Raw genomic sequence first — 19,684 nt, forward strand, 5'->3', positions numbered from 1 at the left:
GCGGAAAGCTCCTCCCGCAGCTGTCGGCCTTCTGCCATCCGCTTGCTGCCATCCGCCCTTCAAAGGAGCCCCCATGCTGAAACTGGAAGGCGTGACCGCCGCGTACGGGCAGAGCCCCGTGCTGTTCGGCATCGACCTGGAAATCGCGGACGCCGAGGCCGTCACCCTGATCGGCCGCAACGGCGTGGGCAAGACCACCCTGCTGCGCGCCATCACCGGCCTGCACCCGGTCACGGGCGGCGGCGTGCGCCTGAACGGCGCGCAGGTCGAGCGGGAAGCCGCGTTCACCCGCGCCCGCAGCGGGCTCGCGTACGTGCCGCAGGGGCGCGGCCTGTTCGGGCACCTGACCGTCGAGGAGAACCTCCTGATGGGCCTCCCGGCACTGTCGGGCCGCGCCACCGCGAAACGCGAGATTCCGGACCTCGTGTACGACCTCTTTCCCATCTGCCGCGACATGGCCGGCCGCCGCGCCGGAAACCTGTCGGGCGGGCAGCAGCAGCAGGTCGCCATCGGCCGCGCCCTGGTCACGCAGCCACGCTACCTGCTGCTCGACGAACCCACCGAGGGCATCCAGCCGAGCGTCGTGCAGGAGATTGAGGTGGCCCTGACCCGCATCCGCACCGAACTGCGCGTCGCCGTCCTCCTCGTCGAGCAGTACCTGGACTTCGCGTGGTCGTTCGCGGACCGCTACTACGTCATGCAAAAGGGCCGGATCGTCGAGACCGGCGCCACCGCCGACACGCCGGCCCACGCCGTGCAGCGCTACCTGGGGGTGTAAAGGCGGCCGCGCGGGGGTGGGGAGGCGCAGGAGGGGGCTGCGCTTCCCCACCCACACCAGACGTGAGGTGGGGCGCCGGGGCGGCGTCCGTGGTCAGTTCCCGGAAGGTGGCGTGGCGCCCGTCCAGGTGGCCCGCAGCGCGTCGGGCAGGCGTGCCGTCAGCGGCTCGTTCGCGTACAGGTCGCACACCCACGAGTTCTCGATGATGTTGCCCGCGGACCAGGACGGGAGCGTGTCGCCGCTGTTCGTCTCGATCTGCAGTGGAATGCGCGTGCCGTCCGGCGCCGTGAAGGTGACGGGGATGCTGGGGCAGACACTCTCGCCGGGACGCAGGAGGCCCGCGCTGGGAATCCGGCCGATCTGCGCCCCCTCGGCGTTCAGCACGGTCACGGGGCCCACGTTGCTCGCCTGATCGGCCACCAGGGTCCGGGCGCGCAGGTGCTCGCCGAAGCGCACGCCGAACACGGCGCACATCAGCACGCAGAGCAGCAGCGCGGCGCTCCAGGGCCGGTTCGGGCGCGTCCTGGCCGCCGGGCCTTCGCGGACCAGTCGCGCTGGGCGGTACCCGCTCAGGGGGCGGGCGAGCCGTTCGCGCCGGGTGCCGCTGCCGTCGGTCGCGATCAGGGCCGCGAGGTAGAGGGGCAGGGTCGTGATCTGCGCGAGCAGCACGTTGATGACGCCGTTGCGGCCCGGATCGGTGTACAGGGCCGCGACACTGAACACCACCGGCACTGCTGCCGCAGGTGCGTGATCTGCTTCAACTCCAAGCGCACGCGGTGTTCCTCAGCATCCAGGACGGCCCGGGCGACCGCGCTGGGCTCCTCGAGGGGTGGGTGCAGTTCCGCTGCACTGGTCCCGGTGCGGGCCGGTGCGGGTCTGCGTGTTCACGGCCCGGATGTACGCGTCCCGCTCCCATACTGGCTTCCCATTCAGGGATGACGCGTGGTGACCGTACAGGCCCGCGAACCGCGCGCGTTCGCGGGCATTCAGCACCGTAGAGAATGGCCCGAAGACGGCGTGCAGGACCTGCTCCTCGCTGGCCTTACAGAGGGTGCCGAGGTCCTGCCCCTGGGCGTTCCAGAGGTGATCATCATGGAGGCTGTACGCCGTGAAGGCCCCGTCCCCTTCAGGCGCATGAAGGAGCTGAGCGAGGTCAGGAGCGGTCAGGAGCTCCCTGAGCTCAATGGTGAGGCCCGCATGGTCTGGGGCGTGTCCAGGCAGGGTGAGGTCGTCATGCCCGGCCTCAAGGGCGGCGATCAAGGCGGCCTGCAGCGTCGGGAAGATCATCTGGCCTCCAGGTTACGGCGCGTACCCCCACCGTTCATGGCACGCCACCGGATGCGCCTCACCCCGCCCGCCACACACCTCACAGCGGTACCGCGCCACCCGAGGACACCACCGGAATAAAACAGCGTACGAGTCGTCCCCCCAGTGTCCCCCGCACCCGGGTGACCGAACGTACGACATTGGGGAATGTCCGGCTCCAGCTGGCAGGGCCCTCCCCGTCGGTGTGGCCCCGCAGCGGCCCGTGGCAGATGTGGACACGTACAGGCCCCCGTGATGACACAGTAGGCGCATGCCCCGCTGGCACGCCTCCGTCCTCCTGATCGCCCTCATCCCCACCGCCGCCGCGGCCAAACTTGAACTCCCCGCCTTCCTGAACACCGTCGCGAGCGTCGAAGGGCAAGAGCTCCCAGGCGGACCCGAATCAGACCTGTGGTTTAACCCCCTCATCCTCCTGCCGGGGCATGACCGCCCCACCGTGCAGGACATCCCCAACGCCTACGCCCGCTGGGGTGAGCGCACCGGCGCGTTCATCGAAGTCGCCATCTGGCGCACGGTGAACGGCACGGCCACCGTCGGGGTCAACGCCGTCCAACCTCACGTACAGCTCTGCGCGGACTACCCCTGCGGGCCCGCCGCCGCCTTTCTCGGCTACGACGGCCGGCGCTACGTCCAGCCCGGAGCCGACACCGATGACATCGTGGACGCGTGCAGTGGTCTGCTCCGCCCTCCGGACCCCACGGACCCGCCTGCCCTCACGCGGGCCCTGCAGGCCGCGCAGGCCAGGGTCAAGACCTATCAACCCTTGCGGCTTGGCCGCGGGCCTGTCTCGGTCATGTGCGTCTTCCCCCAGCACGGCACCACCATCACCGTCGCCGTCCTGAACACAGAAGTCACCTCCCGGGGCCGCGTCCTGCCGCTCTACTACTTCCGCTTCGACAAGGTCCGGGGCACGTTCACGCCCAGCGCCCAACCGTGACACCCGCGTGCGGATCTGCTCGGCAGGCGGCGGGGAGACTACTCAGTCGCTCAGACGCCATGACCTGAGGTGGCGCATCAGGCGCTACAGCCATTGTCAACCCACCGCCCGCATCAACGGTGCTGACATGCGGTGTAGAGCCGCTCACCCATCCCGTACCGTGCGGTCATGCGTGTTCATCCTGGCGGGTGCCTCCTCACCGTCCTTGCGCTGCTCGCCCTGCCGGTCCTCACGATCGCCTGGTTTGCCGTGCTGTTCTTCGGCGGGTTCAACGACAATGGTGATCCGGGGGCTGCGGCAAGCATTTCGCGCCTCTTGGACACCATCAAGATCCTGGGCAACGTCGCTCTGGCCCTGGCGGCCCTGGGCGCGGTCTGGGCCGTCGGCTTCCCACTCTGGCGGAACCGGGCAGGGAAGGGACCGACGCCTCCCGTACCTGGCACGGCACCCAGCGGGTCGGGAGCAGCGGGGCCACCCCAGCGGGCGCGCCCGAGCGGCATGCCCATCCAGAAAGCCGCGCTGGTCTTCGGCGGCCTGCTCATCGCTGGCGTCACCCTCCCGGTCGGGTGCTTCAAGGTCATGGCGTTCACGACCGAACTGAACACCCGCGCCACGCAGCGCGCTCAAGAGGCGAGTGCCGGGCGCGTCCTCGAACGCCTGAAGGTGGCCCTGACGCAGGACGGCGTCCTGCAGGTCATGCCTTGCCCAACCGAAGACGAGCCTACCAACCTCTACATGCTGCACGCCACGTGCTTCGCCTCAGATCAGGGCGGCCAGGCGGTCGGCGAGGCGTACGCGCGGGCCCTGACGCGCCTGAAAGTGAGTGCGCTCGAGCGGCAGGTCACGATCCAAGCGCACGAGGGCTGGTCCACCAACTACATCGATGATCCCGAAGGCCGTGATCCCTACTTCAACGCCGTGCAGATCCGCATGGAGTACCTGAGCCGCGACGCCGAGCAGTCCCGCACGGACAGCGCGGCGTGGTGGGGCCGGCAGTCCTTCCGGACGTTCCTGGCCGTCGAGCCACTCCTGTGAAGCACGGTTGAGGCGGAGGATCGACGACCAGCGGCGCCCGGAGTTGCGGCCCGGAACATGAAGCACAGGTCGGTATCCACAAGGGCCCGCAGGGGCCAGGACGCAGGTCATGGGCGTGCTATAGAAGCCGCCGTTTCGGTCTACGCCGGGTTCTCAGTTCGTTCACCACCACGCCGGTACAGAGGTCAAGTCCGTCCAGGGCTTCCAGGAAGTCCGCCGGGGGCCGGTACCCATGTGCCTCCACGTCATGAAGCACCAGGTCCGGGAAGATATACAGCAGGGTGCGTCCTGGATTCGGAATCGCATATTCAGAGCGGCCCAGCGCAACCTGCGTCGGCCACGCAAGCGCGAGGCCCGGATCGAGCACGGGTTCTTCTCCACACAAGGGGCAGGGGAGCGCCGGACCTCTCACGATATGGGTCCGGAAATCGGACGGTGCCGTGCAGGACGGGTACAGCGCCTGGAGCACATCCCTGCGGAGGGCGCCCATCATGATGACGTCGCGCAAGGTCCGCGTGACCTGCGCAGGAACGGCACCCTGCTCGAATGGAATCTCCCTCCACAGCCAGCCGACATTCCGAGTTGCGGGCTCAAAGAATGCGTACCGCGCACTCTTCGGGTCGGCCAGTCGGTATTCCTCCAGGTCCGGGTAATGCATCCAGCTCACTCTACGGCGCACGCGTCGGGCTTCTTTCGTCCTGGGCGTGTCTGACGGTAGGCCACGCTCGGCGAGGGGAACGCGGGTGTCCGTCCACCGGTGGGGGATATCCAGGTTGAGGGCATCACGAGGGTGCTGGTGTGGTGGACCGGGGGTCTTCAGTCGAACTTCAGGAGTGTCCCTGGGCTTGCGGTGGGCGCCCCTCGGTTGCTTTGGGCACTCCGCACAGCTGGAGGACATAGAAGGGCACGTTCGGGCCGCCCCACACCTGCTGCTCGTCCCGATTAATCACCCGTGCGACATACATGCCGGACGGCCGGGGCACTTCGATCGCCTCACCGGACTGCAGAACTTCCTGCAGCAGGGTTTCGTCCGCCGCGCTCAGGCCCAGCGTGAAGACCGTGCCGCGGCCGCCCGCCGACCACTCCACCGGCTGGGTCAGTCGCCGCAGCGGCCCCGGGTCAGTGGTGGGCCGTCGACGGGGCATGGGGTTGGGTGGACTACCTGGGCGCTCCGGGCGCTGGCGAGGACCGAGACGCGGCGGCTCAGGCAAATCGGACGCGGCCCGCTCGGCCTGGCCGGCCCACCGCCCCCACAGCACCAGGCTGACGCCCACGGCGGCCACGCCCCACCACACGAGGCGCACTGTGACACGCGTCTCGGGCGTGTCGGCGGGTGCCAACAGCAGCGCGCCGAACGGAATGTAAGAGAACGCGATCACACCGCCCGTCGCCAGCAGCAGGCCGCCCAGTAGGAGCAGGCCGAGGGTGATCCGTTGTTGTCCACGCCGAGCGGTCATCCCCCCACGCTACCCGGCGCGGCATGCGGACGCTGCCACAGGTGAGTCCGGATGCCGCGCCCCGTGCCGACAGGACCTCCAGCGCGCGCAGAATGGACCGCAGCACCACTTCAAGGACCCGCCCCATAGAAACCGCCCCACTCTGGAGCACCATTGGCGCAGACGCCCACATGCTCGGTCACTCCGCGTTGACCGCTTCCGCCCGGCCTGTCACCTTGAAGGCGATGCGCACACTGGTGGTTCTCCTGGCGCTGGGTAGCGCTGCCGCCGCCCCCGCCACCTTCGTCAAGACGTACAGCAACGCCACGCAGGTCCTCCAGTGGACCGAAGTTGACGGCCGTCTCACCGGCACGTTCCAGCAGGTCTTCCGCACGGCCGCCACGCCCCCCACCCTCAAGGTCACCACGCTCCCCTTCACAGGCACGCGCCGGGGCAACACCTTCACCTTCCAGTTCACCCAGAGCGCCCTCGGGTTCACAGACACGAAGAACTGGACCGGCACGCTCAGTGGATCCACCCTGAGCGTCACGGTCCCATCCGAGCGGGGGGGCCTGACCACCACGGCGTACACCCGCAGCAGCGCGGACGCGTACAACGCCGCCGTCAAGACCTTAACCGCGCAGGTCACGGCCGCCCGCACGCTGTTTGAGCAGCAGGACGCGCAGCGACGCGCGGACGCCGCGGCCGTTCAGGCGCAGACCACGGCCGTCACGAGACTCAACAGTGCCGCCGCAGATGCGCTAGACGACGCCACGCAGTTGCAGGCGGCCGCCGAGCGGGTCACGGCGCAACTCACGGACCTGCGCGGACGGCTCCCGGAGGATCTCGCCCGGGTGGTGTCGGACCACGAGGCGCTGCTCACCGCGGCGCGGGACGCCCGCAGCTGTTACGACGTCAGCCAGGTGCAGGGGTATCACCTCGACACACTCAGCGGGTACGACCGGGACGTCCTCACCGGATACGTCGCGGGCGTCCTGGAAGATCTCACTGATGACGCGCGCGACGCGCAGCAGGAGGGGTCGGGCGTCCTGACCGCGCTCGACCGGGTCAAGACCGCCGCACCCAGCGTTTCGGCGGCCAACCCCCGCTCGCAGGTGCGGGTCTCGTTGACGCCCGCTGACCTCAGCACCTCGGGCGCGTCGCTCACACGCGCCCTTTCGTTGTTGGGCGCGACCCTCACCGCCACCCAGGCGGAGTACCGCGCCGCGCTGGCTGAAACGGACGCCCGCATCGCGCAGGCCCGGACGGTCGCGGCGGGCCTCGTCTGCCCACCATGACTCTCCCCGCGGGAGTCAGCAGCGCCAAGCGTCCAGATGCCCCCGGTACTCCCGGCCGGTTCCGCTTCGCGCGTCAGGTGCAGATGCCGGTGACGTATTGCCGCAGCTGCCCGACTTGGAGCCCAGGGTGGTGACACCGTGCGGCCCGCTGGGCGCCAACCGCCATGTCCTCACTGCGGTGCTACACGAGCGACTCCGGGCCTTGCAGGAACGTGAACATGAGGACCGTCAGCTCGCGGCGCTTGATCTGGCCCGGTTGGAACGCCAACAGCAGGCGGAAGAACGGGACAGGGCCGTCGCATGCCGCGTGGAGGCCGTCCGCAGCGCGGCGCATGCGGCCGATGTGACGTGGGCCCGCGTGGACCCATCCCCCCGCGTGCGAGCAGAACTGGCCCGGCGGCTGGACGTCCCCCTCCCCGTGCTCGACCATCTGGCGCAGCAGCGAAATGACGCGGTGGTGCAGGCGGTCGCGGTGCACCCCCAGGTACCGGACGCCACGCTGCGCCGCATCGTCCTGGGCTCACGGGCCCTGCTGGCGCTTCACAACGCTACGCTCAGCCCGGACCTGCTCCTGACGCTCGAACAGCGGTACCCCACGGCGCACGCGGCGATCACCGCCCACCCCAGCCATCCCTGCCACCACGCGGACCCGGCGGTGCGGCTGGGTGTGTTCACTCGGGACAACGCGGTGGCGTGGGCGGCCCTCCTGCAGCAGGAGCCGCCTGCCCTGGACACCCACCTGAGTGCGCTGGCGCTCGGCCGCCCCGCGCTGAACGCCTTCCTCGCGAAGACCAGTCCGTTCGAGACGGTTCAGGCCACGCTCGCGGGCCGGTCACGCGCCATTGACCTGGCGCTGGCCGTGAATCCACGCCTGGCGCCTGGCCTGTGGCACCGGCTGGCAGCGCGTGGTACGGACCTGCGGTGCGCGCTGGCAGACCATCCGCGGCTCCCGGACCACCTGGCCCTCGCGTTCGCGCGGGACCCGGTGGTCCGCGTTCGCCTGCACCTGGCGGCCCGGGCGCACCTACCGCCCGACGTGAACGAGGTGTTGATGCGGGACCAGCGCCCATCCGTCCGGGAGACCCTGGCGCGGTCCACGGTGTCTCCAGTCGTGATCGACGCGTTTGCCCAGCGAGGCTGGCGTGTTCGGGCGGCGCTGACGGACCGCTCCGCCGTCACGCTGGACACCATGGCGTGCCTCGCGCGGCATGACCTGGATTTCCGTCGGCTGTACCCACACGGGGTTGGGGACGGTCCGTGGATCGACGTCTGGCTCGAGCACCACCTGTCCGATGAAAGCAAGGCGCTGTCCCGCGACGGGGCGCGCATGCTATGGGCGCTGCTCACGTACGCGGCACTGAGCCCGCAGCACCTGCACCGGATCGCCACGTCATTCGTTGCGTCTGTGAGCGATCAGGGGAGGCTGCCGGGTAGGGTCCGGCACCCTGCGGGCGGCTTTGACGGGTTCCTGAACCGCCCGGGGTGGTGGACGGCCCTTGAAGATGAACGGCTGCGGCTTCAGGCCGCGTTCCTGCTGGGCCTGGAGAATGAACTCCCAGCACAGGAGCGGTCTGTCTGCATGAAGATTCGAATGCTCAGTCAGCAGTGTGCCCGCACTGTGCCCCTGACCGTGTTCGGGGCGCAGTACACGCAGGACGCGAGGCGGGCCGTGGCTCAGGAAGACGCGCGGGTTGCTGGCTGGCTGGCCTGCCTGGATGAGGGTGCCGCTGACGTGGTCCGGTCCCGCACGGATGACGCCTGGATTGACGCGCTGCTGGCCGAGTCACCCTGGCCCGTGCACCAGGTGCCCGCAGACGTCCTGACACCGCTCACTCAGGCTCGCCGGGTCAGCGCCGCGGCCGGCCTTGAGGAGATTCAGGTCATTCTGTCCGCGTACAACGGAATGCATGAGATCCCGGAAGTGGTGGTCCTGGCCATCGGTGATCGGGATGATCTCCCGGATCTGTACCGGTGGACCTTCCGGACTGCCTGGTGGTTTGATGCGCTGGAGGACATTGGCGGGCGGTTGAAAGCGATGGACTTTGATGAGCTGGCGCTGGGCATGGCCACCTGGGGGTATGACGCCGGGCAGGTGGCGCAGACGCTTGAGGACCTGGACGCGTGGCCGTATGAGTAGGGAAGGGCGCAGTGGGATGAACGTGTGATCGGTGGTGCACGGCGGGCAGGCGCGCTGCGCGCTTCAGGCAGCTAACGGGCGGCACCTGCCACCCGGAGGACTTCGCCCACGCGCCGTTCCGCTTCAGTCGCACCACAGGTCCTGCACGGAACTATTGAACCCTTGGCGCGCCCTTTTGGGGCAGCTGAGCGTGTGGATCACAGTAAGTCCGCCCAGCTGCTCAGCTGTCGGCGATCTTCACGCCGAAACTGGAGACCAGGGCCCGCAGGCCACCGTCCAGGCCCATGCCCAGCGCCCTGAACTTCCACGCGCCGTTGTGCCGGTACACCTCACCGAACAGCATGGCCGTCATGCCCGTGAAGTCCTGCTGCAACTCGAAGCGGGCGAGTTCCTCCCCCCCGTCGAGGTTCAGCAGACGGATGTACGCGCCGTCCACGCCCCCGAAGTGCCGGTCGGCTGCGTCGTGGATGGTGACGCACAGGACGACCTTGGCGATCTCCGCGGGCACGCGGTCGAGGGTGATGGTCAGCACCTCGTCGTCGCCGTGGCCGGCCCCGTCGAGGCTGTCCCCTCCGTAGCGGACGCTCCCGGCCGCGTCGGCGGGGTTGTTGAAAAAGACGAAGTCTGCGTCCCCGCGCACCTGGCCGTTGGCCTGCACGAGCAGGGCGCAGGCGTCCAGGTCGAACGGTGCGGTGCCGTCGGGGAAGTTCCAGCCCAGCCCGACCTGCAGGCGGTTCAGGCCGGGCCGGTCGGCGGTCAGGGGGGTGTTCCCTCCGGGGGTCAGGTGGACCGTCACGCGCGGCCTCCGGGGGTGGCGGCGCGGTCGAACAGCCACGCGATGTCCGCCAGGTCAATGAACGACAGGTCATCCGCGGTGGGCTGATGGATGGTGACCACACGCGCCGCCTGGTGCTGGAGGATGGTTTCGAAGACGTTGCGGACCGTCCGGGCATTCCCGAAGGTGTGGTCACGCTCGGCGTAGAGCTTCGCGAAATGGGATTTGAGCTGGTGGGCGGCGATCTGCGTGGAGGTGTACCCGTTGCTGGCGCACATGAACTGGTAGATGTTCAGGAGGTCCTCGCCGGTGTAATCGTCGAAGTGAATGTACCGGTTGAACCGGGAGCGCAGGCCGGGGTTCGTTTCCAGGAACGCGTCCATCTCCCGGGTGTACCCGGCCACAATCACGACCAGGTCGTCGCGGTGGTCCTCCATGCTCTTGAGCAGGGTGTTGATGGCCTCCTGCCCGTAACTGTCCTGCCCGTCGGCTTTCAGGGCGTACGCCTCGTCGATGAAGAGAATGCCGCCCAGCGCGCCCTGGATGACCTCCTTGACTTTGATGGCTGTCTGGCCGACGTACCCGCCTACCAGGCCGCTGCGGTCCACTTCCGTCAGGTGGCCGGTCTTGAGCAGACCGAGTTCCTTGTAGATCAGCGCCACGAGCCGGGCGACCGTGGTTTTGCCCGTCCCGGGGTTGCCGGTGAAGACCATGTGGAGGCTCATGGGCAGGGTGGGCAGGCCCATCTGCTCGCGCATCTGCCGGACACGCACGAGGTTCGTGGCGGCCGTGACTTCATCTTTCACGCGCTCGAGGCCGACCATGGTGCGGAGTTCCTCCAGGAGGCTCTCCAGCGTCCGGGCCTTCGGGTCAGCGGACACCGGGGGCGGGTCAGCGGGTGCGCGCGCCGCGCGGAGGACGCTGCGGGCCTGTTCGGCCACGTCGATCAGCTGGCGGATCTGGCGGCTGAGCACTCGGACTTCGGCGTCGCTTTTCTCCCCGTCCACGGCGATGCACAGGGTGCCGAACTGCTCGAGCAGGCCGATCAGGGTTCGGGTGGTGCCTTTCTGCTCGTGCTCGTCGTACTGCAGGGCCGCCTGGAGGAAGTCGGGAAGGTCGTCGGGGGACCGGACCGGCTGGAGCACGCCAGCGTACTTTCTCAGTGTGTCGGTGACGTCCTGGCGCGTGCCTTTGAGGAACGACGCGCCGAGATCTATTTCCCTGGCGTGCAGGACACCGTCGGCGGAGAAGAGGTCGCTCATCAGGAACAACGCGTAGACTTTCGCGGCGACCTCAATATCGTGTTTTTGGTTCGTCCAGTACCCGGCTGCGGCCACCGGTGCGGCGTAGGCTTCGATCTGGCCAGCCAGATCGTGCGCCCGTTGTTGCATGGGATTCATTCACATCAGAATATCGAAGCGCAGGGGTCTTCCGGGCTGACTTGAGCAGGATCAGGGGGCGCCGGGGCCAGTGCCCCCACCGGGTGCGTCTTCCCGTGCCAGCAGTGTCTCGATGGCCCCTCAGTGTCCTGGCTGCCGTTGGGGGGACCGTGGCGGCCGTCTGGGCCCACGCGTCCGGTCTGCTGCCCGTCGTCGCCGCGCTGGCGCCCTGGGTGGCGCTGGTGGGCGCCGAGTGGCTGGACACCAGTGGCCTGCTGCTCCCGGACCAGGCGGCTCAGGCGCGCTTCGGCGTGGCCACGCTCCCCGGCGTGCTGAGTGCCTTGTGCCTGTACTTCGGGCTGCCCTGGGCGGCGCCAGTGGTCCTGCTGGTGGCCATTGCAGGGCCACTTCTGCGGGTGTGATTCACCAAACGGAACGCCCCCGCCCGTGAGGGACAGGGGGCGCTCATCAATCCGCTGGTTACAGGGTGCCCTTGAGGGTGCTGGCGACTTTGAAGGCGACTTTCTTGCCGGCGGGAATCTGGATCTTCTCGCTGGTCCCGGGACGCACGCCCTGACGCGCCGCTGTTTCCTTGACGCTGAGGGTGCCCAGGCCGGGCAGGCCCACGCTCTGACCGCCCTTGATGGCGGACACGATGATGTCCAGGGCGGCGCTGACGGCTTCCTCGCTCTGCTTCTTGGTCAGGCCGGTCTTCTCGGCGACCAGGTCCACCATCTGGGTCTTGGCGATCTTGTTCGCCTCGGCCTTCGGCGCGGCGGGCGCCGCCTGGGCGGCGGGTTTCTTGGCAGCGGGTTTGGCCGGGGCTTTCGCGGATTTTTTCGTCATGCCGCGAGTCTGACGGCCCGCCCGCACAATTGCAAGGCGCGTGGCAGGCGGTACGCTGCGCAGGTGTCCCCTCTCCCTCCGCCTGCCCCCGCCGCGCCCAGGACCACCCGCCCGTGAGTGAGGACCTGGAGGTCGTCGTGGTGGAGGAGATCAAGGGTGACCTGGCCAGCGTGCGCCTCCCGGACACCAGCCTGGACGTATGGCCCCTGGCGGACCTGCCCGAGGGCGTGGTGCTCGGCGATCACGTCGGCGTGACGGTCACGGACGGTGCCCGGCACACCGTCCTGCTGCCCAGGCCCGCCGGGGTGCGCGCGTGACCCGGGACCGGCCCCGCCGCGCGTGGCGCCTGGTCAGTCGAAATCGATCACGAGGCGCGCCGCGCTGAATGCCGCCCGGGTCAGGTCACCCGGCGCGATCACGAACGCATACGAACACGGCCCCGCGAACGGAAACGCGTCCGCCGCGTTCGGAATCGTCAGCAGCGTGACGTCCTCGTCCGTCACGTCCGGGAACATCAGGGCCACGGCAGCCACGCCCAGCAGGTACGCGTCCTCCGTGATGTCCGCCGCGTCGGTGACGGCCGCCCACGCGGGTGTCCCAACCAGATGGTCCTGGGGGATGGTCAGGCGCGTCCCGTCATCCAACCACGTCCCGAACGAGCCGAACGGATGCACGCCCGCCGTGAACGCCACGCCATGCGCGTCCGGTGGCACGTCCAGTTCGGGTGGCGTGGGTGTGCGGCGCACCGCGGTCAGGTCCGGCTCGTACCGCACCTCGAAGTGCCCCGCGTTCACGTGACCGCCCATGGCGCGCTCCCCCAGGAAGAAGCTCAGCAGACCCGCCTGGGGGAGCAGGTGGTCCTCGTCGAACGCCTGGAGGTCCGTGAGGTTGAACTGCGCTGCGAACGTCATGGGCTGACCGCCTGCATCGCGTGGCCACGAGTCGGGTCGCAGGTCCGGGTGCCCGCCCACCTTGCTGGTGCCCAGGGGCAGCGTGGCGTCATCTTGTGGTGTGAACGTCAGGTTAATCACGCCTCTGATCAGCTGGGGGAGCAGGTACTCGTTCCCGGGATGCTGCGCCGCCAGGAGGGGCCGGGCCTGATCACGCACCGTTTGAAGGGAAGCCATGGCCCCATCCTCACCCACGAGCGGGCGGATCCGTGCGGCACATGGGGACCCACGTACTGGCCTTGACCGGCACAATGGCGTCACCGTGCGGCCCCCTGTACGTCCACCCCATTCGATTGGTCATGGATATCGTGAATTCACCCGGACGCTCGAACAACATGGCCTTGCTGTTCAGCACCCTGGCGCCGAACGTCCTGAGTAACCAACTCCCTGAAGGTCTTCCGGGCGCTTATATCGGGCTCCACTGAAGCGTGTTCTTGAATCTTGCGGACCACCGGTGCGCCGCCGGTCAGGTCGCGGCGCTGTGAGCGGTGCGCGGCTGACCCATCCATCACCTGGTCGCCTCGACCCCCACGTGCCCGTGGCGGCCCCATTCAACGCCCACTCAGGGGCACACAGGCCACAGGCATCGGGGCCGTGCCCACCCGCGGGCAGGCGCCCACGGCCAGGTCAGGCGCGCGGCGGTGAGCTTGCATGTTCGCAACGGCCACAGCGGTCAGGACCGCCAGAAGCGCAGGCAGGACCTTCCGGGGACGGCGGTGGGGCAGGACGGGCATCCGCAGGTGTACGCGCTGACGTGCAGCGGCGTTCCCTGACGCTCGCCCAGCGGGCGACCGGGCCTCACCGCGTAGCGCCGGGATCGGTCAGCGCGGCGCCGCGGTACTCAGTTGCTTTGTCTTGGGGTTGTAGTACACGAATGTCTGCGTGTCCCGGTTGCGCATCGCGATCCACGCGCCGATGACCTTGAGCTGGTCGACCCACTGGTACGCGTCCGGCGGGAAGTACACCAGCGCGCACGTTTTCTTCTTCGGGTCGAGGACGAACACGCCACTCTTGAACACCGCGAGGTACGTCAGGCCGCCCAGGGTGACCTTCGCCGTGCGGGACCGCGGGTCGTCCGCGCACGATGACGCGGGGGCCGGGACGGGTTTGGCCGCCACGTACCGCGCGCCGGGGGCGTTGATCGCTCCGTTCTGCGCGGTCCAGGCGCGGAGCATGTCGCCGTAGGGGTCTTTGGCGTCAGGTTTCGGGAAGGCGGGGTTCTTCTCCACGCGGCTGACCACGAAGGCCAGCAGGGCCGCGTTGGCGGGTTCCAGCAGCGCGGGGGCGTACGTCACGGTGCCGGTGCCCGGCGCGCCGTAGTTCTCGCTGATGCTGGCCTCGTACGTGCGTTTGCGGGCCGTGTCGTACAGCTCGAAGAACTGCCCGCCGGTCGCGTTGCCGTACGCGCCGTAGTTCCAGAGGAGTTCCGGGCTGCCGTCGCGGTTGGCGTCGCCGAGCGTGATGGTCGGGGGCGTCTGATTCATCTCCTGCCCGGTCGGTGTCGACCACTGCACGACGTACAGCGACCCCACCTTGCGCAGCAGGCTCACCGTGACGAACGCCCCGTCGTACTCGCGGGAGAGCGCGCCGATGAACTCGCCCTGCTTCGTCGTGAGGGCACTGACGGAGAGGACGGTGGTGCCCAGCACCTTCGCGGCCACGGCTTTGGCGTCCACGGCGTGCGCGGCGCTGCCGGTCAGGAGGGCGGCGAGGATCAGGAGGCGCGTCATGGCCGGAACTGTACCGCGCGTGACCGGCGCGCGCACGCCAAACGCCCGGGGCGCCCCCGGCGGGTGCGTCATGGGCCGGGCGCATGGCTGGTCCTGCCCTGGTCCGCCCGGCCGGTCGCGTACAGTGCCGGTAGTGACCCGACGCTCCCCCTTCCCGGACACGGGCGCCTTCGTGACGCTGCCGCACGGCAGCCGGGTTCACGTGGACCCGGTCTCGCGGACGTGGACGCCCGAGTGGCGCCGCGTCGCGGACGAGCGGGACCTGGTGCCGTACCGCGCCCTCCAGGCGGCCCTGGAGGCGCTGCCACTGCCACTGGACCGGCGGGCGGTGGCCACGGTGGTCGCCGCGCACGGCGCCGGTCCGCTGCGCTGGGTCGCGCCGCCCAGGCCAGCCGCACCGGCCCTGCCGCCCCCGTTGACGCGACCTGCCACGCCGGCGTTCGGTAGCCTCACCGCGTACCTGCGGGGCACGCCGCAGGCCCGGCAGTCCATTCGTGCCGCGCTGGCCGGCCGGAAGCATCCAGCTGCGGTTCCGATGCTCGCCGCGCCACGCGGGGCCAATCCAGGGTTGGTGGGTACGGCTTTCGACTACGCGTTCCGCTTCCTCCTCGAGGGACTGAACCCCGGGCGAGTGGCGGTGAAAGGCGCCCTGACCGCACGGGCCGCAGCGCTCGTCCTGGACCGTGACCGCACGCGTTCAGCGGTGAACGAGGCGGAAACGACGCTCCTGGAGGTCGCGGGCGGACAACCGTTCGAGGCCCGCCATGCCCACGCGGCCGTGGTGCTCGCGTCCTACGAGGTGGTGGTCCGGACGGGCTGGTTCGCGGATCTGGCCGGTGTGGTGCCCGACGCGGCGCGCGAGGACGTGCTCGGGCTGGTGCAGGCGATTCCCCGTGAGGCGTTCCGGGCCGAGCGGCAGCTGATCCTGAACCCCCGGTTCGCTGCGGCAGGCCGCTTCGGCGGGGCGGATGCGGACGTGCTGCTGGACGACCTGCTGATCGAAGTGAAAGCCACCCGCCACCTGAAGTTGGACGGGGATTACCTGCAGCAGCTCACCGGGTACCTGGTCCTGGACCGGCTGGGCGGAACGGTGGGCAGCCAGGAACCGGTTCGCCGGCTGGGGGTGTACTACGCCCGGCACGGGGTGCTGCAGGTGCTGCCCGTCAAGGACCTCTACCGGCCGGGACTACTGCCCCAGCTGGTGAGCTGGTTCGACGAGAGTCTCCCGAGACTCTAGGAGGGGGCGCCGGACCGCGGTGGGTCCACCAGGCGGTTACTGATTGGCGAGGATCCGGCGGCTGAACTGAAAGCGGAAGGGCGCTCCCTCACCGCACGCCGCCTCGTACCGGTCGAGCGTGAAGATGGGCCGCTTCGCAACCTCGGCGCGCAGGCGCCACGCCACTGAGCGGTCCTCCGGACTGCCGGTGGAGCACGTGTCATGCACGGCTTCATCGACGTCCAGCAGGGTGCGGACCTTGGCGCCCGCGAGGGAGATGACGCTGGCGTTCTCGATGAACGACCCCATGTGCGGGCCGATGGCGGTGATGAACAGCAGTTCGTGCAGCCCGTCGCGGTTGACGTCGGGCAGCAGGCGCACCTCATCCCCGATGTCCTTGAAGTGCGTGACGTACTGGCCCTTCTCGAAGATCACGAGCCGGCCAAACTCCTCGCGCATCATGTCCGCGGCGAAGGTGCCGCAGTTGAACACCAGGTACGCGGTTTGCGGGGTGTTGCGCGTGAACCGGCCCGTGAGTTCCTGGCGGACTTCGCCGCCGTCGCAGACGGGGAGATTGAGTGTCGCGCGCACGAGGCGCAGGATTTTGGCCTGCGTGGCGGCGCCGAGTTCGGGCGTCTGCACGAACGTGCGGAAGTCGTGAAGGAGCACCAGGGCGGGCGCGGCGTGCGCGGCGCCGAGGGACGCCAGGAGCAGGGTCGTGAGAACGCGGGGTGAACGCATGAAACCTCCAGTGGGCAAAAGTGACAGGGGTGAATGGGGGGCGGTCGGTCAGTGCACCAGTCGTTCGCCCCGGACGGCCACGCGCCGCAGCGCGACGGCAACGGCTCCCAGGAAGGACGCCGTGGTCAGGCCGCCGCCCAACCCCAGGAAGGCCGCGGATTTCAGCGCGTGGTACGCCGCCTGCACCGGCTCGTCCCGGACCGCGCACAGCTGCCAGTACACGTTGGCGCTCAGCCCGGCGACGTCCGCGTCGGCTTGGCCGGCCATCAGGGCGATGTCCTGCGCGTGCCGGTCCAGCTGACCGGCGAACGCCAGGATGAGGTCCGGGTCCGTGGTGCCCCCCGTGGTCGGGGCGAACTCGATGGTGGCGATCATCTGCAGGGTCAGGGCGACACTCGTCTCGAACGTCTGCTGGTTGTGCGGGCTCGGGGTCCCAGCGTGGAGGGCGGCGGTCATACCTTCAGAGTATGGACCGCACGGGGGTGGATGCCGCGCACCATGGGCCGTAGGGCCTGCCGCTCAGGTCCCGCCTGGCCCGTGACGCCCGCCGCGCGTTACCTGTTCGGCGGGGTCGGCCAGAGTCGGTTCATCCAGTTCGCCGGGTCCGTCGCCTGGCCGCGCACGCGGAGCTCCAGGTGCAGGTGCGGCCCCGTACTCAGGCCCGTGCTGCCCACCTCCCCGATCGGGTCGCCCCGGCTGACCTGCTGCCCGACCTTCACGGTCACGCGGCGCTGGTGGAAGTACAGGCTGCTGACGCCCCCACCGTGATCAATGATCACCAGGCCGCCCCGGACCAGGTACATCCCCGCCATGACCACCGTGCCGTCGTTCACCGCGCGGACCGGAGTGCCCGCAGCGGCGGGGTAATCCGTGCCCAGGTGGTAGTCCACGGGCCCGCCCGCCTCGTACGTCCGGGGTTGGCCAAACGCACTGCTGCGCGTGCGTCGGCTCAGCGCGTCCTGAAATGGCCGGGTCCACAGGGGCGGGGTGCGCCGCGTGTACACCTGCTCGACCGCGGCGTCCTCGGCGGCCCGCGCGGGATCCGCGAGTTTCGCGTTGACGCTGGCGGGCAGGTTCAGCCGCTGGATCGGCTGGGCGAGGCCCGTGACCGGAATGCTGCGGCGCATCACGCTGCCTTCGAGTTCCACCTCGTACTCGAGTGGGGTCGTCTTGCCCAGGTCCACCCGGCCGAGCACCACGAACATCCCATCGCCGGCGGCGATGGGGGTCAAGGTTTCCGCTGGGAACCGCACCTGCTCGCCTGCCTCACTGGAGAAGCGAACGCGGGCCAGTGGCGCGCGGGCGCCGCTCAGACGCAGCACGAAGGCGTCGCCCTCACGCAGGGTGGCGGGTGCCGTGACGGTCAGTCCCGCCAGGTCCGGCGTTGATGGAGCACCGGAAACGGGCGACGGTGGGCCCGCCTCCCCGGGCAGCCGCAGGAGTTGGCCCACGTCCAGGGTCGTGCCCGTGAGTCCATTCAGGCGCGTGAGTTCAGCCACGGTCGTGCGGTAGGTCCGCGCGAGGCTGGACAGGGTGTCACCTGACTTCACGGTGTACGCGGCCGCGCCAGTCCAGAGCAGGGCCGTGGCCAGCAGAACGGCTCGGCGCACCGAAAAGACACGGCTCATGGGGACGCTGTGAGCAGGGCGCGGCCCGGCTGGATCATGGCGCGCACGGTGGCGCCCTTCCCGGGCAGGCCCAGGGCGGTGAAAATCCACCCGTGGGTGGTGCGGGAGATCCGGGCCATGAACATGCCGGTGTGCGGCCCCCCGGCGCCCAGGTCAAAGCGGGCGAGTTCCGTGTCACCGGCGCTGTCCACCACCCGGCAGTAGGCGTTGCGCACTTGAGAGAAGGCCTGGCCCTGGAAGGAGTTGATGGTCAGGAGCAGGTGGGTGGCGTCGGGACTGAGTTTGGTCAGGTCCACGGCGATGCGCTCGTCGTCCCCTCGGCCGTGCCCGGTGAGGTTGTCCCCGGAGTGCCGGACGGCGCCGCGCTGGCCGGATTTGCTCATGAACCAGACCTTATCGATGTCCCGGCCGGAGGCGTCATACACGATGCAGCTGGCGTCCAGATCGACATTCCGCCCATGGGTGGCCGGGTCCCAGCCGAGCCCGAGGAAGATCGTGGTGAGGGGCGCCCCACCGCGCTTCAGGAGGCTCACGCTTTGCCCTTTGCTCAGACTGACCTTGCCCCCGGCTGTGGAGGGCAGGCTGCTCTGAGCCGGGGTCGGGGCGCTGGGCGGCGCGGGGGAGGGGACGGGCGCTGCCGCTTGCGGCTCGACGGGCGCGGGGGCGGGCTCGTCCTCGGCCGCCTGCCCGCCAAAGTGTTCCAGCAGACGCCGCAGGCCGCCGTCAAAGCCCTGTGACACCGCCGCGACCCGCCAGGGGCCGCCAGGGGCCGGGGGATGCTGGTAGAGCTCGGCGAGCATCACCGCGCGTTCGTTGGCCAGGCCGTCACGGGCGTTGAAGACTGCACCGGGCAGTTCGACGGTCAGCGTGGGGGATTGCCCCACCGCCTGGTCGTCATGGGTGGCGGTGAGCACCAGGCGGGTGATGCTGGCGGGTAGCCGCGCCAGGTCAATCTGGAAGGTGGTCCGGTCGCCCTGTTGCTGCCAGCGCACGGCGCCCTGTGGGGACTCGGGCTGGTTGTAGAACGTCATGAACCGGTCGTCCGAGAGTCGGCCTTGCGCGTCCAAACCGAAAACCGCGATATCTGTACCGGTGAGGCCCGCCTGGACGTTTACGGTGAGCTGCGTGCTGGAGGTCAGGTCCGAGAGGGGCGTTTTCTGTCCGCGTGAGAGGGTGATCATGCGTGCTCCTGAGGGTTGAGACGTTCGGGGGTTGGGTGTCCGCTTGAGGCACAGGGTCCCGGCACCACTGAGAAACTGTACAGCGCCCCCAGACGCGGTGAATCAGCGCAGCTCAGATACAGGTGGCCGCAGCATGACCAGCAGCTCAGCCGGGCACCTGCCCTGAGCATGCAGCTGAGTGCCAACCGCCGTCGGCTGAAGTCTCAGCTAGTATCCCCCAGAATGCTTGGCAGCGGCTTCAGGACGATTCTGGGGAACCTGCGAGATGTGGATGAAAGTCCCCTCTAGCCT

Annotated in this window: 22 protein-coding genes; 8 read left to right on the forward strand and 14 right to left on the reverse strand. The window is 69.3% G+C overall.

Annotated features, from left to right (window positions below):
• Positions 1 to 73: 73 nt before the first annotated feature.
• Positions 74 to 778 carry an urea ABC transporter ATP-binding subunit UrtE gene (gene urtE / locus IEY69_RS18580; protein WP_189074631.1) on the forward strand — a complete coding sequence of 235 codons (705 nt, stop codon included), beginning with the start codon at positions 74 to 76 and terminating at the stop codon, positions 776 to 778.
• 93 nt (positions 779 to 871) lie between these two features.
• On the opposite strand, the gene IEY69_RS18585 is transcribed toward urtE, so the two are convergent.
• Together IEY69_RS18585 and IEY69_RS18590 are read right to left on the reverse strand one after the other, a co-directional pair.
• On the reverse strand, positions 872 to 1,510 hold the full coding sequence (locus IEY69_RS18585) for a hypothetical protein (RefSeq protein ID WP_189074632.1): 639 nt from the start codon (positions 1,508 to 1,510) through the stop codon (positions 872 to 874).
• A gap of 51 nt (positions 1,511 to 1,561) precedes the next feature.
• Positions 1,562 to 2,065 (reverse strand): hypothetical protein, encoded by a 504-nt coding sequence (locus tag IEY69_RS18590; RefSeq protein WP_189074633.1) that lies wholly within the window; start codon positions 2,063 to 2,065, stop codon positions 1,562 to 1,564.
• A gap of 289 nt (positions 2,066 to 2,354) precedes the next feature.
• On the opposite strand from IEY69_RS18590, the gene IEY69_RS18595 reads away from it, so the two are divergent.
• Entirely contained in the window at positions 2,355 to 3,041 is a 687-nt protein-coding gene (locus tag IEY69_RS18595) for a hypothetical protein (RefSeq protein WP_189074634.1), read from the forward strand.
• 168 nt (positions 3,042 to 3,209) lie between these two features.
• Positions 3,210 to 4,076 carry a hypothetical protein gene (locus tag IEY69_RS18600; RefSeq protein ID WP_189074635.1) on the forward strand — a complete coding sequence of 289 codons (867 nt, stop codon included), beginning with the start codon at positions 3,210 to 3,212 and terminating at the stop codon, positions 4,074 to 4,076.
• 118 nt (positions 4,077 to 4,194) lie between these two features.
• On the opposite strand, the gene IEY69_RS18605 is transcribed toward IEY69_RS18600, so the two are convergent.
• Both IEY69_RS18605 and IEY69_RS18610 read right to left on the reverse strand, forming a co-directional pair.
• Complete coding sequence (locus IEY69_RS18605; RefSeq protein WP_189074636.1) at positions 4,195 to 4,734, reverse strand: DUF7919 family protein; 540 nt, start codon at positions 4,732 to 4,734, stop codon at positions 4,195 to 4,197.
• A 169-nt stretch (positions 4,735 to 4,903) separates the two neighbouring features.
• Positions 4,904 to 5,533: a hypothetical protein gene (locus IEY69_RS18610; protein ID WP_189074637.1), complete on the reverse strand. Its 630-nt coding sequence runs from the start codon at positions 5,531 to 5,533 to the stop codon at positions 4,904 to 4,906.
• A gap of 224 nt (positions 5,534 to 5,757) precedes the next feature.
• On the opposite strand from IEY69_RS18610, the gene IEY69_RS18615 reads away from it, so the two are divergent.
• Complete coding sequence (locus tag IEY69_RS18615; protein WP_189074638.1) at positions 5,758 to 6,810, forward strand: hypothetical protein; 1,053 nt, start codon at positions 5,758 to 5,760, stop codon at positions 6,808 to 6,810.
• A 181-nt stretch (positions 6,811 to 6,991) separates the two neighbouring features.
• Here IEY69_RS18615 and IEY69_RS18620 read toward each other — a convergent pair whose 3' ends face one another.
• Complete coding sequence (locus tag IEY69_RS18620; RefSeq protein ID WP_189074639.1) at positions 6,992 to 7,144, reverse strand: hypothetical protein; 153 nt, start codon at positions 7,142 to 7,144, stop codon at positions 6,992 to 6,994.
• A 24-nt stretch (positions 7,145 to 7,168) separates the two neighbouring features.
• On the opposite strand from IEY69_RS18620, the gene IEY69_RS18625 reads away from it, so the two are divergent.
• The gene (locus tag IEY69_RS18625; RefSeq protein ID WP_189074640.1) at positions 7,169 to 8,947 is read left to right on the forward strand and encodes a hypothetical protein; all 1,779 of its coding nucleotides are present in this window, start codon (positions 7,169 to 7,171) and stop codon (positions 8,945 to 8,947) included.
• A 220-nt stretch (positions 8,948 to 9,167) separates the two neighbouring features.
• Here the strand turns inward: IEY69_RS18625 and IEY69_RS18630 are convergent, their stop codons facing one another.
• Positions 9,168 to 9,743 carry a TerD family protein gene (locus IEY69_RS18630; protein WP_189074641.1) on the reverse strand — a complete coding sequence of 192 codons (576 nt, stop codon included), beginning with the start codon at positions 9,741 to 9,743 and terminating at the stop codon, positions 9,168 to 9,170.
• Complete coding sequence (locus tag IEY69_RS18635; RefSeq protein ID WP_189074642.1) at positions 9,740 to 11,122, reverse strand: AAA family ATPase; 1,383 nt, start codon at positions 11,120 to 11,122, stop codon at positions 9,740 to 9,742. Before IEY69_RS18635 ends, IEY69_RS18630 begins: the two co-directional genes overlap by 4 nt.
• Positions 11,123 to 11,271: 149 nt before the next feature.
• Between IEY69_RS18635 and IEY69_RS18640 the strand changes: the two genes are divergently transcribed.
• Positions 11,272 to 11,523, forward strand: coding sequence for a hypothetical protein (locus tag IEY69_RS18640; RefSeq protein ID WP_189074643.1), 252 nt, complete (start codon positions 11,272 to 11,274; stop codon positions 11,521 to 11,523).
• 58 nt (positions 11,524 to 11,581) lie between these two features.
• Here IEY69_RS18640 and IEY69_RS18645 read toward each other — a convergent pair whose 3' ends face one another.
• Positions 11,582 to 11,947: an HU family DNA-binding protein gene (locus tag IEY69_RS18645; RefSeq protein ID WP_189074644.1), complete on the reverse strand. Its 366-nt coding sequence runs from the start codon at positions 11,945 to 11,947 to the stop codon at positions 11,582 to 11,584.
• A gap of 113 nt (positions 11,948 to 12,060) precedes the next feature.
• On the opposite strand from IEY69_RS18645, the gene IEY69_RS18650 reads away from it, so the two are divergent.
• A complete protein-coding gene (locus IEY69_RS18650; RefSeq protein WP_189074645.1) occupies positions 12,061 to 12,264 on the forward strand; it encodes a hypothetical protein in 204 nt (67 codons plus the stop codon).
• Between the two features lie 33 nt (positions 12,265 to 12,297).
• On the opposite strand, the gene IEY69_RS18655 is transcribed toward IEY69_RS18650, so the two are convergent.
• Together IEY69_RS18655 and IEY69_RS18660 are read right to left on the reverse strand one after the other, a co-directional pair.
• Positions 12,298 to 13,074, reverse strand: a complete 777-nt coding sequence (locus IEY69_RS18655; protein ID WP_189074646.1) for a DUF1963 domain-containing protein — start codon at positions 13,072 to 13,074, stop codon at positions 12,298 to 12,300.
• A 644-nt stretch (positions 13,075 to 13,718) separates the two neighbouring features.
• A complete protein-coding gene (locus tag IEY69_RS18660) occupies positions 13,719 to 14,627 on the reverse strand; it encodes a hypothetical protein (RefSeq protein WP_189074647.1) in 909 nt (302 codons plus the stop codon).
• 133 nt (positions 14,628 to 14,760) lie between these two features.
• On the opposite strand from IEY69_RS18660, the gene IEY69_RS18665 reads away from it, so the two are divergent.
• Positions 14,761 to 15,864: a hypothetical protein gene (locus IEY69_RS18665; protein ID WP_189074648.1), complete on the forward strand. Its 1,104-nt coding sequence runs from the start codon at positions 14,761 to 14,763 to the stop codon at positions 15,862 to 15,864.
• Between the two features lie 36 nt (positions 15,865 to 15,900).
• On the opposite strand, the gene IEY69_RS18670 is transcribed toward IEY69_RS18665, so the two are convergent.
• The 4 genes from IEY69_RS18670 to IEY69_RS18685 all read right to left on the reverse strand — a co-directional run bounded on the left by IEY69_RS18670 (position 15,901) and on the right by IEY69_RS18685 (position 19,393).
• The gene (locus IEY69_RS18670) at positions 15,901 to 16,584 is read right to left on the reverse strand and encodes a hypothetical protein (protein ID WP_189074649.1); all 684 of its coding nucleotides are present in this window, start codon (positions 16,582 to 16,584) and stop codon (positions 15,901 to 15,903) included.
• A 48-nt stretch (positions 16,585 to 16,632) separates the two neighbouring features.
• Positions 16,633 to 17,040: a hypothetical protein gene (locus IEY69_RS18675; protein WP_189074650.1), complete on the reverse strand. Its 408-nt coding sequence runs from the start codon at positions 17,038 to 17,040 to the stop codon at positions 16,633 to 16,635.
• A 98-nt stretch (positions 17,041 to 17,138) separates the two neighbouring features.
• Positions 17,139 to 18,212, reverse strand: a complete 1,074-nt coding sequence (locus IEY69_RS18680) for a peptidoglycan DD-metalloendopeptidase family protein (protein WP_189074651.1) — start codon at positions 18,210 to 18,212, stop codon at positions 17,139 to 17,141.
• Positions 18,209 to 19,393: a TerD family protein gene (locus tag IEY69_RS18685; protein ID WP_189074652.1), complete on the reverse strand. Its 1,185-nt coding sequence runs from the start codon at positions 19,391 to 19,393 to the stop codon at positions 18,209 to 18,211. Before IEY69_RS18685 ends, IEY69_RS18680 begins: the two co-directional genes overlap by 4 nt.
• Positions 19,394 to 19,684 lie beyond the last annotated feature (291 nt).

Source organism: Deinococcus sedimenti (assembly GCF_014648135.1).
GTDB classification, from domain to species: Bacteria; Deinococcota; Deinococci; order Deinococcales; family Deinococcaceae; genus Deinococcus; species Deinococcus sedimenti.

Excerpts from the sequence above, each read along its gene's own strand:
- IEY69_RS18635 (WP_189074642.1), bottom strand. The coding sequence starts at position 11,122 with ATGAATCCCATGCAACAACGGGCGCACGATCTGGCTGGCCAGATCGAA.
- IEY69_RS18670 (WP_189074649.1), bottom strand. The coding sequence starts at position 16,584 with ATGCGTTCACCCCGCGTTCTCACGACCCTGCTCCTGGCGTCCCTCGGC.
- IEY69_RS18600 (WP_189074635.1), top strand. The coding sequence starts at position 3,210 with ATGCGTGTTCATCCTGGCGGGTGCCTCCTCACCGTCCTTGCGCTGCTC.
- IEY69_RS18595 (WP_189074634.1), top strand. The coding sequence starts at position 2,355 with ATGCCCCGCTGGCACGCCTCCGTCCTCCTGATCGCCCTCATCCCCACC.
- IEY69_RS18645 (WP_189074644.1), bottom strand. The coding sequence starts at position 11,947 with ATGACGAAAAAATCCGCGAAAGCCCCGGCCAAACCCGCTGCCAAGAAA.
- IEY69_RS18675 (WP_189074650.1), bottom strand. The coding sequence starts at position 17,040 with ATGACCGCCGCCCTCCACGCTGGGACCCCGAGCCCGCACAACCAGCAG.
- IEY69_RS18680 (WP_189074651.1), bottom strand. The coding sequence starts at position 18,212 with ATGAGCCGTGTCTTTTCGGTGCGCCGAGCCGTTCTGCTGGCCACGGCC.
- IEY69_RS18620 (WP_189074639.1), bottom strand. The coding sequence starts at position 7,144 with ATGCGCCGCGCTGCGGACGGCCTCCACGCGGCATGCGACGGCCCTGTC.
- IEY69_RS18615 (WP_189074638.1), top strand. The coding sequence starts at position 5,758 with ATGCGCACACTGGTGGTTCTCCTGGCGCTGGGTAGCGCTGCCGCCGCC.
- urtE (WP_189074631.1), top strand. The coding sequence starts at position 74 with ATGCTGAAACTGGAAGGCGTGACCGCCGCGTACGGGCAGAGCCCCGTG.
- IEY69_RS18590 (WP_189074633.1), bottom strand. The coding sequence starts at position 2,065 with ATGATCTTCCCGACGCTGCAGGCCGCCTTGATCGCCGCCCTTGAGGCC.
- IEY69_RS18660 (WP_189074647.1), bottom strand. The coding sequence starts at position 14,627 with ATGACGCGCCTCCTGATCCTCGCCGCCCTCCTGACCGGCAGCGCCGCG.
- IEY69_RS18685 (WP_189074652.1), bottom strand. The coding sequence starts at position 19,393 with ATGATCACCCTCTCACGCGGACAGAAAACGCCCCTCTCGGACCTGACC.
- IEY69_RS18610 (WP_189074637.1), bottom strand. The coding sequence starts at position 5,533 with ATGACCGCTCGGCGTGGACAACAACGGATCACCCTCGGCCTGCTCCTA.
- IEY69_RS18605 (WP_189074636.1), bottom strand. The coding sequence starts at position 4,734 with ATGCATTACCCGGACCTGGAGGAATACCGACTGGCCGACCCGAAGAGT.
- IEY69_RS18655 (WP_189074646.1), bottom strand. The coding sequence starts at position 13,074 with ATGGCTTCCCTTCAAACGGTGCGTGATCAGGCCCGGCCCCTCCTGGCG.